At 72.9% G+C, this 16,391-nt stretch carries 10 protein-coding genes; 7 read left to right on the top strand and 3 right to left on the bottom strand.

The features are described 5' to 3' along the window. The first annotated feature begins 5 nt into the window (after positions 1-5). From ACFXJ5_RS38355 to ACFXJ5_RS38330, 6 genes are all read left to right on the top strand, one after another. Positions 6-1,127 (top strand): ATP-binding protein, encoded by a 1,122-nt coding sequence (locus ACFXJ5_RS38355; protein ID WP_384642202.1) that lies wholly within the window; start codon positions 6-8, stop codon positions 1,125-1,127. A 150-nt stretch (positions 1,128-1,277) separates the two neighbouring features. Continuing rightward, complete coding sequence (pheS, locus tag ACFXJ5_RS38350; protein WP_384642199.1) at positions 1,278-2,408, top strand: phenylalanine--tRNA ligase subunit alpha; 1,131 nt, start codon at positions 1,278-1,280, stop codon at positions 2,406-2,408. After that, positions 2,408-4,909: a phenylalanine--tRNA ligase subunit beta gene (gene pheT, locus ACFXJ5_RS38345; protein ID WP_384642196.1), complete on the top strand. Its 2,502-nt coding sequence runs from the start codon at positions 2,408-2,410 to the stop codon at positions 4,907-4,909. The genes pheS and pheT overlap by 1 nt, the downstream gene beginning before the upstream one ends. A 464-nt stretch (positions 4,910-5,373) precedes the next feature. Next, positions 5,374-6,612 carry a PP2C family protein-serine/threonine phosphatase gene (locus tag ACFXJ5_RS38340; protein WP_384642193.1) on the top strand — a complete coding sequence of 413 codons (1,239 nt, stop codon included), beginning with the start codon at positions 5,374-5,376 and terminating at the stop codon, positions 6,610-6,612. Positions 6,613-6,686: 74 nt separating this feature from the next. Then, positions 6,687-6,971, top strand: coding sequence for a hypothetical protein (locus tag ACFXJ5_RS38335; protein ID WP_384642190.1), 285 nt, complete (start codon positions 6,687-6,689; stop codon positions 6,969-6,971). 70 nt (positions 6,972-7,041) lie between these two features. Beyond that, positions 7,042-9,909: an AAA family ATPase gene (locus ACFXJ5_RS38330; protein WP_384642188.1), complete on the top strand. Its 2,868-nt coding sequence runs from the start codon at positions 7,042-7,044 to the stop codon at positions 9,907-9,909. A gap of 6 nt (positions 9,910-9,915) precedes the next feature. On the opposite strand, the gene ACFXJ5_RS38325 is transcribed toward ACFXJ5_RS38330, so the two are convergent. The 3 genes from ACFXJ5_RS38325 to ACFXJ5_RS38315 form a co-directional block, all read right to left on the bottom strand. Then, complete coding sequence (locus ACFXJ5_RS38325; RefSeq protein WP_384642185.1) at positions 9,916-10,776, bottom strand: 3-hydroxybutyryl-CoA dehydrogenase; 861 nt, start codon at positions 10,774-10,776, stop codon at positions 9,916-9,918. A 72-nt stretch (positions 10,777-10,848) separates the two neighbouring features. Then, positions 10,849-11,964 carry an MFS transporter gene (locus ACFXJ5_RS38320; RefSeq protein ID WP_384642183.1) on the bottom strand — a complete coding sequence of 372 codons (1,116 nt, stop codon included), beginning with the start codon at positions 11,962-11,964 and terminating at the stop codon, positions 10,849-10,851. A 126-nt stretch (positions 11,965-12,090) separates the two neighbouring features. Further along, entirely contained in the window at positions 12,091-14,799 is a 2,709-nt protein-coding gene (locus tag ACFXJ5_RS38315; protein WP_384642180.1) for a cellulose binding domain-containing protein, read from the bottom strand. 252 nt (positions 14,800-15,051) lie between these two features. Between ACFXJ5_RS38315 and ACFXJ5_RS38310 the strand changes: the two genes are divergently transcribed. Next, entirely contained in the window at positions 15,052-16,272 is a 1,221-nt protein-coding gene (locus ACFXJ5_RS38310; RefSeq protein WP_459254004.1) for a glycoside hydrolase family 10 protein, read from the top strand. Positions 16,273-16,391: the final 119 nt, after the last annotated feature.

The raw sequence follows: 16,391 nt of genomic DNA, 5'->3' as shown, positions 1-16,391 counted from the left end.
CGGGGATGGATGCTGTCAGGACGAGCGGCGGGTCCGCCGGTCATGCCGTGCCGGGTTGGGCGGAGATCCTGACCGAGTACGGCCTGACGCCGGACGATCTCCCCGACGGACTCGTGGTCGCCGACGAGAGCGGCCGGGTCATCTGCTTCAACACCGCCGCCGCCCGCATCACCGCCCTGGCCCCGCCGGCCGTCATCGGCCTGCCCATCGACCAGGCGCTGCCCCTGGAGGACCTCGAGGGCCGCCGCTGGTGGACGGTCACCGACCCCTACCAGGGCCTGGCCACCCGCACCGGGCAGCCCGAGCGCAATCTGCTGCTCCCCGGCGGCCGCGAGGTGCTGGTCTCCGCGAAATACGTCCGTGCGTACCCCGGCGGCCCCGTCCAGCGGCTGGTCGTCGCCCTGCGCGGCACCGAGGCCCGGCGGCGTACCGAGCGCAGCCACGCGGAGCTGATCGCCACCGTCGCGCATGAGCTGCGCTCCCCGCTGACCAGCGTCAAGGGCTTCACCAGGACGCTGCTCGCCAAGTGGGAACGCTTCACCGACGATCAGAAGAAACTGATGCTGGAGACGGTCGACGCCGACGCCAACCGCGTCACCCGGCTGATCGCCGAGCTGCTGGACATCTCCCGCATCGACTCCGGCCGCCTGGAGGTCCGCCGCCAGCCGGTCGACATCGCCGCCGCCGTGCAGCGCCACGTGGACGCGCTGGTGGCCGCCGGCCAGCGGGCCGACCGCTTCGCGGTACGGGTCGCCCAGCCGCTGCCCGCGCTGTGGGCCGACCCCGACAAGATCGACCAGATCCTCGGCAACCTGCTGGAAAACGCGGTGCGCCACGGCGAGGGAACTGTCACCATCGAGGTGGCACCCGCGCCGTCCAAGGCGCAGACGGAAGGTACGGCAGTCACCGTGAGCGACGAAGGCCCCGGCATCCCCGAGGAGTCGATGAGCCGCGTCTTCACCCGCTTCTGGCGGGGCAGCAAGCGCGGTGGCACCGGCCTGGGCCTGTACATCGTCAAGGGCATCGTCGAAGCCCACGGCGGCACCATCACCGTCGGCCGCGCCCCGGGCAGCGGCGCCCAGTTCCGATTTATTCTGCCCGTCGGGGCACCGGCCTTCATGGCCTGAGCAATCGCTGGACAGCCGTACGGGTTGTCCACCGTCTCCGACGGGCGTGACCAGCCGATCCTCGCGACCCCAGTAGACTCGACCCCTGGCACTTGTCGGTCGGGGCATTCGGGCAGGGCCGCGCCAGCACCCACATCGGAACGGGAAGAAATGTCGGCACCCAATAAGTCGTACGACCCTGTCGAGGTCGAGGCACTGAAACCGGAAGAGATCGAGCGCATGCGCGACGAGGCGCTCGCCGCGATCGCGTCGGCCGCCGACCTCGACGAGCTGCGCGAGGTCAAGGTCGCCCACGCCGGCGACCGCTCACCGCTGGCGCTCGCCAACCGCGAGATCGGCGCGCTGCCGCCGCACGCGAAGGCCGAGGCCGGTAAGCGTGTCGGCCAGGCGCGCGGCGCGGTCAACCAGGCGCTCAAGGCCCGGCAGGAGGTGCTGGAGGCCGAGCGTGACGATCGCGTGCTGGTCGAGGAGGCCGTGGATGTCACGCTGCCCTACGACCGCCGCCCCGAGGGCGCCCGGCACCCGCTGACCACCCTCTCCGACCGGCTCGCCGACATCTTCGTGGCCATGGGCTACGAGGTCGCCGAGGGCCCCGAGGTCGAGGCCGAGTGGTTCAACTTCGACGCGCTCAACATCTGGGCGGACCACCCCGCCCGCACGATGCAGGACACCTTCTTCGTGCAGGGCAAGGAGGGCGCGAAGGACGCCGAGGAGAGCGGTGTCGTGCTGCGCACGCACACCTCCCCGGTGCAGATCCGCTCGCTGCTCGACCGTGAGCCGCCGGTCTACGTGATCTGTCCGGGCCGTGTCTACCGCTCCGACGAGCTGGACGCGACCCACACCCCGGTCTTCACCCAGATCGAGCTGCTCGCCATCGACGAGGGCCTGACCATGGCCGACCTCAAGGGCACCCTCGACCACATGGTCCAGTCGCTCTTCGGCGACGACATCACGACCCGGCTGCGCCCGAACTACTTCCCCTTCACCGAGCCGTCCGCCGAGATGGACATGGTCTGCTACGTCTGCCGTGGCGAGTCGGTCGGCAACCCCGACCGTCCCTGCCGGACCTGCTCGTCCGAGGGCTGGATCGAGCTCGGTGGCTGCGGCATGGTCAACCCCCGGGTGCTCATCGCCTGCGGCGTCGACCCGGAGAAGTACAGCGGCTTCGCCTTCGGCTTCGGCATCGAGCGGATGCTGATGTTCCGTCACAAGGTCGAGGACATGCGAGACATCGTCGAGGGTGACGTGCGCTTCACCCTTCCGTTCGGGATGGAGATCTGATGCGGGTCCCGCTTTCTTGGCTGCGGGAGTACGTCGACCTGCCCGCCGGTGAGACCGGCCGCGACGTCCAGGCCAAGCTCATTTCCGTCGGCCTCGAGGTCGAGACCGTCGAGCAGCTCGGCGCCGGGCTCAAGGGCCCCCTGGTCGTCGGCAAGGTGCTCACCGTCGAGGAGTTGGAGGGCTTCAAGAAGCCGATCCGCTTCTGCACGGTCGACGTCGGCACCGCCAACGGGTCCGGCGAGCCGCAGGAGATCGTCTGCGGCGCCACCAACTTCGCCGTCGGCGACAAGGTCGTCGTCATCCTCCCGGGCGGCGTGCTGCCCGGGAACTTCGAGATCTCCGCGCGCAAGACCTACGGCCGGAACTCGCACGGCATGATCTGCTCCGGCGCCGAACTGGGCATGGGCGACGACGGCTCGCACGGCATCATCGTGCTGCCGCCCGAGCACGAGGTGGGCAGCGACGCCATAGAGCTCCTCGAGCTCGTCGACGAGGTCCTGGACATCGCCGTCACCCCCGACCGGGGGTACTGCCTGTCGATGCGCGGCGTCGCCCGCGAGACCGCCATCGCGTACGGGCTGCCGCTGCGCGACCCGGCGCTGCTGGACGTGCCGGGCCCCAACTCGTACGGGTATCCGGTCGAGGTCTCCGACCCCGTCGGCTGCGGCCGCTTCACCGCCCGTACGGTGACCGGCCTCGCCCCCGAGGCCCGCTCGCCGATCTGGCTCCAGCGGCGGCTGCAGAAGGCCGGTATGCGGCCGATCTCGCTCGCCGTCGACGTCACGAACTACGTGATGCTGGAGCTGGGCCAGCCGCTGCACGCGTACGACCGCAGCCGCATCGACGGCGCCATCGGCGTGCGCCGGGCCCAGCCGGGCGAGAAGCTCACCACGCTCGACGGCGCGGTGCGGGTCCTCGACCCCGAGGACCTGGTCATCACCGACAACCGGGGGCCGATCGGCCTGGCCGGCGTCATGGGCGGCGCGAACACCGAGATCGCCGACCACGACGACACGGCTGGCGCGACGGCGGACGTCGTCATCGAGGCCGCGCACTTCGACCCGGTCTCGATCGCCCGTACCGCCCGCCGCCACAAGCTGACCTCCGAGGCGTCCAAGCGTTTCGAGCGCGGCACCGACCCGCAGGCGGCCTCCGCGGCCGCCCAGCGGACCGTGGACCTCCTGGTGCTGCTCGCCGGCGGCACCGCCGAGTCCGGCGTCACGGAGATCGTCGCGCCCTCGGCGCCGCACACCATCTCCATCCCCGCCGACCACCCGGACCGCGTCGCGGGCATGGAGTACGGCCGCGAGACCGTCGTACGCCGCCTCCAGCAGGTCGGGTGCGACGTGTACGGCTCCGACGACCTGGTCGTCACCGTGCCGAGCTGGCGGCCCGACCTCACCGATCCCAACGACCTCGCGGAAGAGGTCATCCGGCTCGAGGGTTACGAGAACCTGCCCTCCACCCTGCCCAAGCTGCCGTCCGGGCGCGGCCTGACCGAGTCGCAGAAGCTGCGCCGCCGGGTCGGCCGGGCGCTGGCCGGAGCAGGCTACGTCGAGATCCAGGCCTACCCCTTCATCGGCGACGGCGTCTTCGACCAGCTCGGCCTCGACGCTGACGACCCGCGCCGGATCACCGTCAAGCTGGCCAACCCGCTGTCCGACCAGGAACCAGCGCTCCGTACGACGCTGCTGCCGGGCCTGCTCGGCACGCTGCGGCGCAACGAGGGCCGGGGCAACCACGACCTCGCGCTCTTCGAGATGGGCCTGGTCTTCCGGCCGACCGGCGACGAGTCCGCGCCGCCGCGCCTGCCGGTCGACCGCCGTCCGACGGACGCCGAGATCGCGGCCCTCGACGCCGCGCTGCCCCGGCAGCCGCGTCGCGTCGCGGTCGTGGTGACCGGTGCCCGTGAGCCGGCCGGCTGGTGGGGCAAGGGCTACCCGGCGGGCTGGGCAGACGCGGTCGAGGCCGGCCGTGCCGTCGCCCGCGAGGCCGGGGTCGAGCTGACCGTCCGCAAGGACCAGCACGCCCCCTGGCACCCGGGCCGCTGCGCCGCGCTCTACGCCGGGGACACCCTCGTCGGCCACGCCGGTGAGCTGCACCCGCGTGTCATCAAGGCCCTGCACCTCCCGGATCGCACCTCCGCGATGGAGCTGGACCTGGACCTCGTCGAGCGGGCCTCCGCCGGCCCGGTCGTCGCCCCGCGCGTGTCGCCGTTCCCGGTGGCCACGCAGGACGTCGCGCTCGTCGTCGACGCCGACATCGCGGCGGCCGACGTCGAGTCCGCCCTCCGTGACGGCGCCGGCGAACTCCTCGAATCCCTGCGCCTGTTCGACATCTTCACCGGCGAACAGATCGGCGACGGCAAGAAGTCCCTCGCGTATGCGCTCCGCTTCCGGGCGTCGGATCGCACGCTGACGGCGGACGAGGCGTCCGTCGCCCGCGACGCGGCGGTCGCTGCCGCCGCCGAGCGTACGGGTGCGGTGCTTCGCGGCGCGTAGCGCTGCCGCTGGGCCTTGGCTGTTGGGGCGCCTCCCGTTGAGGGGGGCGCCCCCAAGTGCGTCTACGGCGGGTGTTTCCCACCCGCAACCACCCGTGCGGCCCCGTTGGCGTCTGCGGCTCCCCCCCAGCCCCGCGGGGTTTCGTCCCTCGATCGGGTGAAATGGGACACGGGGCGGCGGAGCGGGCTCGGGGAGTCGCGAGAATCAGTCGCGGATGAGGGCCCGCCCCGGTGCGGGAGCGCTTCTGTTGCCGACCGCGTCAACGGCTTCTAAGGCCTGTCTTCCGGATCAGGCTGGATCAGGGAGCGGGGTGTGGTGCGGTGCATCGCACGGCGGAGGTGGGGGCACCTCCCAGCCGCCAGGCTGGGGGACGTCGGCGACCGACGACAACGCCGCGAGGTGCCGTGCCAGACGTCGCGAGCCCAGCATGATCCGGAAGACAGGCCCTAGGGGGAGCCGGCGGGATGATTCGAACCAGAGCGGCGATTCGAGTGCGCGGGCTGGCGGTGTTCCTGCTTCCGGGGGTGTGGGTGGCGGGGGTGCTGGCGGTGGCTCTGTTGGTGCCGGGCGGGGTGCACTGCGTGTCCGCGGTGGCGGTGGCGCCGGCGATCGCCTGTGCGGGGAGCGGGCGGCGGCGGTGTGTGGCGATGAGCGGGGCGCTCGCCTTTGTCGCGCTGGCCGTGGCCGTGGTGGTGGCCGACGAGGGCGAGGGGATCGCGCCCCGCACGGGAACGGCCGTGACGACGCTCGCCGTGGTGATCCTGTGCCTCTGGCTGGCCGACCGCAAGGCGCGGCTGGCCGCCGAACTGGACCGTACGCGGGAGATCGCCGTGGCGGCCCAGCAGGTGCTGCTGCGCCCCCTGCCGCGCCGGGTGAACGGGGTGGCGGTGGCCGGCGACTACCTCTCGGCCAGCCGGGGCGCCCACGTCGGCGGGGACCTGTACGAGGTGCTGGCCACGCCGTACGGTCTGCGGGCGGTGATCGGCGACGTACGCGGCCATGGCCTCGCCGCGATCGGTACGGTCGCCACGCTGCTCGGCGGCTTCCGCGAGGCGGCGCACGACGAGCCCGAACTGGGCGGCGTCCTGCGGCGCCTGGACCGCACCCTGGCCCGGCATCTGCGTGAGCGCGCGCACGCCGAGCACCCGGCGGTGGCGTCGGAGCCCCCGGAGTTCCCGGCCGCCGAGGAATTCGTGACGCTGCTTCTGCTGCAGTTGGGCGAGGACGGCGGCACCCAGCTGATCAACTGCGGTCACCCGCCCCCGTACCGGATCAGCGCGGACTGCCCGGGCGGAGTGTGCGCGGCGCAGATCGAGGCCGGTGAACCACTGCCGCCGCTCGGGCTGTTCGAGCCCGGCGACGACCTGGCCGCCGTCCGCTGCGGGCCGTTGCCGCCGGGGCAGGCGCTGTTCTGCCACACCGACGGCGTGGCCGACGCCCGGAACGCCGCGGGGGCGTTCTTCCCGCTCGCCACCGAGTTGGAGGCGGCCGCCCGCGCCTCGGTCCGCGGCGGATCGCTGTGTGCGCGGGTGCTCGTCCAGTCGATGAGTGCCCGCTTCCTGCGGCACACCAAAGGCCGCCTCACCGACGACATGGCGCTGCTCCTCCTGCACCGGGACGTCCCGAGGGTGCCCGCGCAGATCGCTCAGGCAGCGCACGTACGGAAGGCGGCGCGGCGGCTCCCCGGAGTGCCGCGCCGCTGATCGTCCCTCACCCTTGGTAGACATATGGGCGATTCATGAGGAAACCGCCCATACCGAGAAGAGGGAGGGCAGGCATGGCGACGCCCACCGTCACCGCACCCGCAGGAGAGCTGATCGCCGTCATCGGACCCGACACCGAGCAGCGCGCCGGCCTGCTGCTCGCGCTCGCCCGCACTCCCTGGGCCACCGGCCCCGCCGTCACCATCGACGCCGACCCGGACGTCCCCGCCACCTGGGCGGAACTGCGCCGCGCGGCCGACGACGGCGCCACCGTCATCGCCGCCTGCGAACGCGCCGAGGACGCCGTACCGTACGCCCACCGCATGGTCCTGCTACCGCACCCCGACGGCCACGCGTGACCGAGGGTCTGCCCGGCCGCAGACCCTCAGGCCATTGACAAGCGACTCGCCAGTAGCTTGTCATGTCCAGATGCCGTCCATGATCGGGCGTCGGGAGCTCCTCGACCACACCCGGACACAGCTGATCGCCAGTCCCGGCGTGCTGCTGTACGGGCCGGCCGGCATCGGCAAGACCACCCTGATCGACGCGCTCACGCCGCCGCCCGGCGGCACCGTGCTGCGCTGCGCGCCCGCAGAGGAGGACGCGAGGCTGCCCTTCGTCGGGCTGATCGACCTGTTCGCCAAGGTGCCCGAGTCGTACGTCGACGGATTGCCGCCCGCGCCGAGGGCGGCGCTGCGCGCGGCGCTGCTGCGCGGCCGGGCCCCGGTCGGGGGGCGGAGCCGGCTGGCGGTCCGGATCGCCGTACTCGAGGCGCTCAAAGCGCTCGCCGCCGACACCGGCACGCTGTACCTGGCCATCGACGACCTGCAGTGGCTCGACGAGCCCAGCGGCGAAGTGCTCGCCTTCGCGCTGCGCCGGGTCGAGGGCCACGCCCTCCGGCTCGTCGCCGCCGAACGCGTGCCCGACGGCGAGCAGCCCACCCGGTTGGGCCAGTGCCCGCCGGGGACTGTGGAGATCCGCGTACCGCCGCTGCCCGACGGCGAGTTGGAACGGCTGCTGCGCGAGGACAGCGGAGACCGGCTGCCCGAGTCGGCCCTGCAGGCCATACGGAGCACCGCCGCGGGGAATCCGCTGTACGCGCTCGAGCTCGGCCGCGCGGTGCTGCGCGACGGCCCGCCCGGCGCCCCCGGGGGCCCGCTGCCGGTGCCGCCGAGGCTGCGTGCCCTGCTGCTCGACCGGGTGCGGCGGCTGCCCGCGACCGCGCGGCACACCCTGCTGGTCGCCAGCGCCGCCGCCCGCCCCACCCTCACGCTGCTGCACGCCGCCGGAGTGCCGGACGCCGCCCGCGACCTCGGCTCCGCCGAGCACCTCGGGATCGCCGTGGCCGACGCCGAGGGCACCGTACGCTTCCGGCACCCGCTGATCCGGGCCGCCGTCCACGCCGACGCCGCCGAGCACGACCGGCGGGCCGCGCACAAGCTGCTGGCCGCCGCCGTCACCGAGCCCGTCGAACAGGCCCGGCACCTCGCCCTCGCCCACCCCCACGAGGACGAGACCACCGCCCGCACCCTCATCACCGCCGCCGAATCCGCCCGCCGCCGGGGCGCCCCGGGCGCCGCCGCCGAACTGGCCGAACTCGCCGCCCGCCGCACCCCGCAGGACCGGCCCGGCGACCGCGCCGACCGGCTGCTGGCCGCCGCCGGATACGCCTGCGACGCAGGCCTGCGCGACGAGGCCGCCCGGGCCGCCGAGACCGTACTCACCGGCGCCGCCTCCGCCACCCACCGCGTTCGCGCCCGGCTCGTCCTGCTCGGCAACGCGGGCCAGGCGCTCGACGGCACCGCCCGCCTCATCGACGAAGGTCTCGCCGAGGCCACCGGCCACCCCGACCTGGAAGCCCGGCTGCACCACTGGGCCGCCGTACGCCACCTCCTCGGCGGCCGTCCCACCCGTGCCGTCGTCCACGCCCGCCGGGCCGCCGACCGGGCCCGCCTCGCCGGTCCGGCGGCCGCCGACACCCTGCTCGCCTCGCTCGCCCTGCTGGCCCGCCTCCATGCCCTGCACGGGGACGCGGCCGCCGCCGACCGCGCACTCCAGGACGCCCTCGCACTCCTCGGCGGCCGGGAGGACGAACCCGGTGCCTGGGGCCTCGTCCGTACCGGCGCCCTGCTGGCCGCCGACGCCGACCGGGTGGTCGACGCCCACGAAGAGGTCGCCGAACTCCTGGCCAGGATCGGCGAGTTCGCCGGAGTCGAGGAGGCCGTCGCCACCCTCGTCGCCCTCACCCGCATCCAGGTCATGGGCGGCCGCTGCCACGAGGCCCTGCAGAGCGCCGCCCGCATCGCCCGCCTGCCCGCCGAGGCCGGCAGCGCGTCACCGCCCGCGCTCTACGCCGCCGCGCTCGCCGAGATGGCCGGCGGCGATCTCGACACCGCCCTACGGCTCGCCGAGCGCGCCGTCCTGGCCTGCGAAGCCGACGGCGACCAGCTCTTCCTCATGCGCTCCCTGGTCGTACTAGGCCAGGTCCACACCCTCGCCGGCGGCCGTCAGTCCATCGCCGCCGCGGCGGAAGCGCTCCAGCGCGTACGGCGGGCCGGCGAGTCGATGGCCATCGCCGACCCCGCCCTGCTGCGCTGCTACGGAGACCTCGCCGAGGCCCTCGTCGTGCTCGGGGAGACCGACGCCGCCGCCGAAGTGCTGCAGGCCGCGCACCGGCGCACCTCCCGGCAGACCCCGGTCAGTGCCCTCGCGGCCCTCGACCGCGCCGAAGGCCTGCGCGAAGCGGCGCTGGGCCGAGCCAAGAAGGGCGTCTCCCGGCTCCAGGCCGCCGCCGACCGGCTCCGCCAGCTGCCGCTCCCGCTCGACCTGGCCCGCACCCTCATCGCCCTCGGCGCCGTCGAACGCCGCTCGCGCCGCCGTACGGTCGCCCGGGTCGCGCTCACCGAGGCCCTGCGGATCTGCGGCGAGGCCGGCGCCGCGCCCCTGGAGGCCAAGGCCCGCGAGGAGCTGCACCGCCTCGACGCCATGGAGCGCGGCGGCGGGGGAGGCCCCGAGCTCACCGCCACCGAACAGCGCGTCGCCGAGCTGGTCGGCGGCGGCGCCACCAACCGCGAGGTCGCCGCCGAGCTCTTCATGAGCGTCAAGACGGTCGAGGGCACCCTCTCCCGCATCTACCGCAAGTTCGGCGTCCGCTCCCGTACCGCACTCGCCCACGCCATGACCGTCGCCGTCCTCGCCTCCGGCGCCGCGATCGCCCCGGCGGACCTGGACGTCGACGCGGCGGACCGCCCGGCGATCTCCGTTGCCGCCGACCCGGCGGCCCGGGCGCGGCCGTAAGGCCCGTCAGGAGTAGTCGTAGAAACCGTGGCCGGTCTTGCGGCCGAGCCGCCCCGCGTCGACCATGCGCTGGAGCAGCGGCGGGGCCGCGTACAGGGGCTCCTTGTACTCGTCGTACATCGAGTCGGCCACCGACGCGACCGTGTCCAGGCCGATGAGGTCGGACAGCTTGAGCGGCCCCATGGGGTGGGCGCAGCCCATTTCCATGCCGTTGTCGATGTCCTCGCGGCTGGCTATACCGGACTCGAACATCCGGATCGAGGACAGCAGGTACGGGATGAGGAGGGCGTTGACGATGAAGCCCGAGCGGTCCTGGGCACGGATGGCGTGCTTGCCGAGGACGTCGGTGACCAGCTTCTCGGCGCGCAGCAGCGTCTGGTCGCCCGTGGTGAGCGCGGGGATCAGCTCGACGAGCTTCTGGACCGGGGCCGGGTTGAAGAAGTGGATGCCGAGGACCTGGTCGGGCCGCGAGGTGGCGACGGCCAGCTTGACCAGCGGGATCGAGGAGGTGTTGGAGGCCAGGATCGCGTCGGGCCGGGTCACGACCTGATCGAGGACCTGGAAGATCTCGGTCTTGACCTGCTCGTTCTCCACGACGGCCTCGATGACCAGGTCCCGGTCGGCGAACTCGCCGAGGTCGGTGGTGAAGGTCAGCCGCCCCAGGGTCGCGTCCCGCTCCTCCGCGGTGATCTTGCCGCGTTCGGCGGCCTTCGTAAGGGAGTTGGTCAGACGCGTACGGCCGAGCTCCAGTGCCTCGCCGGTGGTCTCGGCGACCCGGACGTCCAGTCCCGATCGGGCGCACACCTCCGCGATGCCCGCGCCCATCTGGCCGCACCCCACTACACCGACGTGCTGGATGTCGTTCAACGCCTGCCTCTTCCCTGGTCCGATCGCACCGATCGACACTACACCTGGGTGGATGACACATGGATTACGCCCCTAGGCCAGGCCCAGAGCCATCCCGGCCAGGGCCGTGCCCACCGCGACGCCCATCCCGAGGGCGGTGTTCGCCCAGGCGTTGGCCTCGGCCGGGTGCTCGCGAGCCGTACGGGCCACCCAGAGGTAGCCCGCGACGATCGCGGGCGACACGCAGCCGCCTACAACGGGCAGGCCGACCGCCCACCACAGCGGCGAGCGGAGCGACAGCGCGCCGAGCAGCAGCCCGGCGAGGAGCACGGCCCCGGTGGTGAGCAGCAGTGCCCGCCGCAGCGGCGCCGCCGGGTCGGGCAGGCGGCCCTGGATGACGGCGCCGATCGCGCTGCCGGCGGACATCAGAGCCAGCAGACAGCCCGCGCCCCCGGGCAGTGCGGCCACCCCCGGCACGGCGACCGCCGCCAGCTCCACGGTGCCGAGCAGCACCCCGAGGGAACCGAGCACCGCCAGCACCGGACGGAGCCGGAACACCACGGAACCGCCCTTCGCCGCACCGGAGCCGGCCCCAGGGGCGGCGGCCGTAGCGGTGGCGTTCGAGGCCGGCAGATGGCGGGTGGCGGCCCGGCCGAGCGGCAGCGCGGCGCCGGTGATCAGGGCGCCGGTGAGGACCACCGCCGTCCGGGGCGAGGCGGACGCGGCGGCCAGCCCGCCGAGCAGCGGACCGCAGACCACGGACAGCTCCTCGGCCACCGCGTCGCGACCGAGTGCCCGGCCCAGCAGTTCCTCGGGCACGAGCGCCGCCCACAGGATCCGCATCACCACCCCCATCGGCGGCGCGCTGAGCCCCATCGCCGCCAGCGGCACCGCGAGCAGCACCGGCGGCGCCCACGAGCCCATCACGAGCAGCGCGCACACCGCCGCTCCGTACGCGATGCCCAGCACGGGCAGGACGGGGGTGCCCGCCCCGCGCCGGTCCATCAGGCGGGCCCGGAGGGGGACGGTCGAGGTGGCCGTGAACGCGAAGACGGCGTCGAGCGTGCCGGCGACGGCCAGCGAGCCGACGCTCTGGTTGAGGAAGAGGAGGACGGCCAGTCCGTGCCCGGCGTAGCCGAAGCGGCCGAGCAGGCTGATCAGAAAGGGCAGTTGGGCATGGCGAGGCAGCACACCGCTGGTGCGGGACATGAGGGAACTCCGGACGAGGATTCGCCTGACAGGGACACCGAGGACCGCCCCGTGCGCATGCGCGGGGCGGTCAGGGGGTCTGCCGTCAGTGCGGTCCGGAAGTCATGTCCGCGACCGTAGCACCCCTTAAGTGATCGCGCAGGTGGAGCCGTTGAGGGTGAAGGCGGTCGGTTTGCCGTTGGTGCCGGACCAGCCGGCGGTGAAGCCGAAGGAGACCGACGAGCCTGCGGCGATGGCGGAGTTCCAGCTGAGGGAGGTGGCGGTGACCGTCGAGCCGGTCTGGGTGTAGGTGGCGTTCCAGAGCTGGGAGACCGTCTGGCCGTTGGGGAAGGTCCAGGCGAGGGTCCAGCCGTTGACGGCGGACGCGCCGGTGTTCTTGATGGAGATGTCGCCCTGGAAGCCGGTGTTCCACTGGCTGGTGATCGCGTACGTCACCGCGCAGGTGGACGGGGCCGCCGTCGGGGTCGTGGTCGCCGTCGGGGTCGGGGTCGGGGTGGGCGTGGGTGTCGTGGTGCTGCCGCCGCCCGTCGTGTCGGATGTGTCGGCGTACACGACGCCGCGCCCGTTCGTGCTGACGTACACCCGGCCGTAGACCCTCGGGTCGCCCGTGATCGCGCCGCCGGTCCAGCCGTACTGGTGGGCGTCGTCGTTGATCCGCACCCAGCTCGCGCCCGCGTCGGTGGAGCGGAAGATGCCGCGTACGCCGCCGATCCTGGCGCTGGTGTAGAGCGCCGGGTACGAGACGCCGGTGGCGGCCTTGCCGAAGCCGATGGTGTCGGCCTGCTCGACGGCCGGGAGCTTGGTGAAGGACACGCCGGAGTTCGTCGAGTGCCACAGGCCGTACGTGCCCGTCGAGCTGCCGCCGGCGAGCCAGATGTCGCCCTCGGTGCCGGGGAGGGCCTTGAAGCGTACGGATCCGTCGGCGGGGAGCCCGGTGGCGGCGGTGGCGGAGAAGGTCGCGCCGGAGTCCGTACTGACGTAGAAGGTCCCGGACTTGAAGGCGTAGAACTTCTTGGGGTTCTTGCGGTCGGATTCGACCGTCGCGCCGGCCGGGACGCCGGTCGAGGCGGTCCAGGAGTTGCCGTAGCCGGTCGTGTAGGAGACGCCCGTGCCGTCGGGGCTCCAGACGAAGCCACTGGCATCGGCGGCAGCGGCGACCGTGCCGCCGCCGGTGACGCCCGAGGGCTCGGTGCCCTGGAACCAGTTGGCGCCGTTGTCGGTGGAGAAGGCGATACGCGGGGCGGTGTCGTTGTTGCCGACCCGCACCACGGTGTTCGGGCCGGCCTCGGCGAAGTCGAGGCTGGTGGTGGTCGTGAAGCCGGGGGAGGTGTACATCAGTGCGGGCACGGCGGTCAGGTCGGTGTGCCGGAAGCCGCCGATGTCGCCGAGGGCGCTGAGCAGCGGGGCGCCGGAGGGCGGGCTGATCAGGTCGTTGACGGCGGTCTCCTCGATGCCCTTGACCATCGGCGTGATCTTGATCTGGCCGCCCGAGGTGTCCCAGGCGGTGAGGTTGTCGGTGCCGTAGAGGGTGGCGCCGGTGCCGTACATCATGCGGTCGGAGTTGAAGGGGTCGATCTCCAGCGACTCGGTCATCCAGCCCAGTTTCGGCGTGACCTCGGGCGCCGTCGGATTCGTGCCGAAGGTCAGCCAGGGGACGGAGGACACGTCCTGGGTGTAGCGGAAGGTACGGCTCGGGTAGCTGCTCCAGTCGTACGCGTGGGTCCAGGTGCCGCCGCTGTCGGTCGAGCGGTAGATCTGGGTGTCGGGCCACCAGGAGCTGTAGCCGGTGACCATGACCGTGCCGGGGTGCTGTCGGTCGACGGTCAGGCCGGCGTAGCCGAAGTAGGTGTCGGCGTCCGGGAGCGGGCTCACGTCGGTCCAGGCGCCGGTGGCGGTCGCGTAGCGCCAGACCTGGCCCTTGGCGCCGTCGTACGGGCCGCCGGTGTCGCTGGTGGCGATGTACAGATAGCCGTTCGTGGAGTCCAGGACGCCCTTGTGGGCGATGTAGCCGGTGGGCTGGCCGGCGATGCGGGACCAGCTCGAACCGCCGTCGGTGGAACGGTAGACGGTGTTGTCCTTGTCGGCGACGCCCACGTAGACGGTCTGGGTGGCGCTGCCGGACGAACCGGTGCGCTCGTCGAAGGTGACCCATACGACGCCCTGGTTGTCGCTGGCGTAGCCGGTGGTGTCGCCGGGGTCCTGGGCGTAGTCGCCGGGGTTGGGGAAGGCGGTGACCTTCGACCACGTCACGCCCGAATCGGTGCTGCGCCACAGGCCGTTGCCGCTGGGCGCGCCCAGGTACAGGACGCTGTTCTTGTTGGGGTCGATCGCGAGGCGTTCGCCCATGCCGCGGCCGGGCATGTTGCCGCCGAGCTTGAAGGGCAGTGCGGCGGCCGTCCAGGTGGCGCCCCGGTCGGAAGAGCGGAGCACGGCCCCGTTGTTGGGGTCCCAGGAGTTGGTGTACGTGCCGACGGCGGCGTAGACCTTGTCGGGGTTCACGGAGTCGGTGGCGAGGCTGACGACGCCGGTATGGCCCCAGTGGTCCCAGTCGACGGAATCCATCAGCGGTGTCCATGACTTGCCGCTCTCGTTCCAGCGGTAGGCCCCGCCGATGTCGGTGCGGGCGTACGCGAGGTTCTTCTCCGAGCGGTTGAAGATGACGCCGGGCACGAATCCGCCGCCGTCGATGCGGGCGTTCTTCCAGGTGTACGTCTCCGCTGTCGCGGCGGCCTGCACCGAGGTCGCGGCGGCGGCCAGTAATCCGCAGATCAGGGCGAGTGCGGCCAGCAGTGCGCCCAGGGCTCTTCGTGGCAGGGGCATGGGGGGCAGTGGCATGGGGGGACTCCCTCTCCGTACAGCCGCTGTGCGGGCGGTGTGTGGACGGAACGTGTGGACTGGGAGCGCTCCCATGGTGGATGGCAGACCGATGGTAGCGGCCATGCGCCGACCCGAGAAGGGGTGGGGAAAGGGCTTTCAGAGGTCGGCTGACACGCCGTCAGGGTGCGGAGATTGCCCCTCGCCCCTCGGGCCGCGCATCATCAGCGGGACATGACGGACGATCAGGGGGCACGCATGGACATGGACACGGTGGGCCGGCACATCACGCGCCGCGCCTTCGCGGGAGGCGCCGCCGGGGCGGCACTGGCGCTGTCGGTGGGCGGTGAGGCACTCGCGGCTCCCCGGGCGCAGCTGCGCGGTATGTGGGTCGCCACCGTCGCCAACCGTGACTGGCCGTCCGCGCGCGGCCTGTCCGCGTCCCGGCAGCGGCAGGAGCTGCTCGACGTGCTCGACTGCGCCGCCGACCGCCGGCTCAACGCGGTGATGTTCCAGGTCCGGCCCACCGCCGACGCGTTCTGGCCGTCGTCGTACGAACCCTGGTCCGAATACCTCACCGGCACCCAGGGCCGCGACCCCGGCTGGGACCCGCTCGGCACCGCCGTCCGCGAGGCCCACCGGCGCGGGCTGCAGCTGCACGCCTGGTTCAACCCCTACCGGATCGCCAACAACACCGACCGCTCCCGGCTGGTGCCCCGCCACCCCGCCCGCGTGCACCCCGACTGGGTGGTCCCGTACGGCGGCAAGCTCTACTACAACCCCGGCCTGCCCGAGGTCCGCCGCTTCGTCCAGGACGCGATGCTCGACGCGGTCAGGCGCTACGCCATCGACGCCGTCCACTGGGACGACTACTTCTACCCCTACCCGGTCGCGGGTCAGTCCTTCGACGACGACTACGCGTACGACCGCTACGGCGCCGACTACAACGACCGCGCCGTCTGGCGCCGCCACAACATCGACCTGCTCGTCCAGGAGACCGCCGCCCGCATCAAGCAGATCCGCCCCGGCACCCGCTTCGGCATCAGCCCCTTCGCCGTCTGGCGCAACCGCAGCACCGATCCGCTGGGCTCCGACACCCGGGCGGGCGTCCAGACCTACGACGACCTGTACGCCGACACCCGCGGCTGGGTCCGCAAGGAGTGGATCGACTACATCGTCCCGCAGGTCTACTGGCACCTCGGCAACTCGGCCGCCGACTACGCCGAACTCATCCCCTGGTGGTCCGACACCGTCGCCGGCACCCGCGTTCGCCTCTACATCGGCGAGGCCCTCTACAAGGCCGGCGCCTCCGGCCAGCCCGACGCCTGGCAGGACCCCGCCGAGCTGTCCCGGCACCTCTCCTTCGACGCGGACTACCCGCAGGTGCGCGGCAACGTCTTCTTCGCGGCCAAGGATGTCGCCGACGACCCGATCGGCGCGATGAGCCGGGTCGTGGCCGATCACTACGGCACCCGCGTCCAGCCGCCGGGCTAGTGCCGTGGCCGCGGACGTTCGCCGGGTTGCGCAGCCGCCGGCTGCGCTTTGTCCTCAATCGCCGGACGGGCTGACTTTCAGCCCGTCCGGCGATTGAGGACGGACCCGGGAACCGGACG

The sequence above is a fragment of the Streptomyces sp. NPDC059373 genome (assembly GCF_042751495.1).
GTDB lineage: Bacteria > Actinomycetota > Actinomycetes > Streptomycetales > Streptomycetaceae > Actinacidiphila.
The sequence above is the reverse complement of the archived record's forward strand: the minus strand, read 5'-3'. Positions and strand labels throughout refer to the sequence as shown.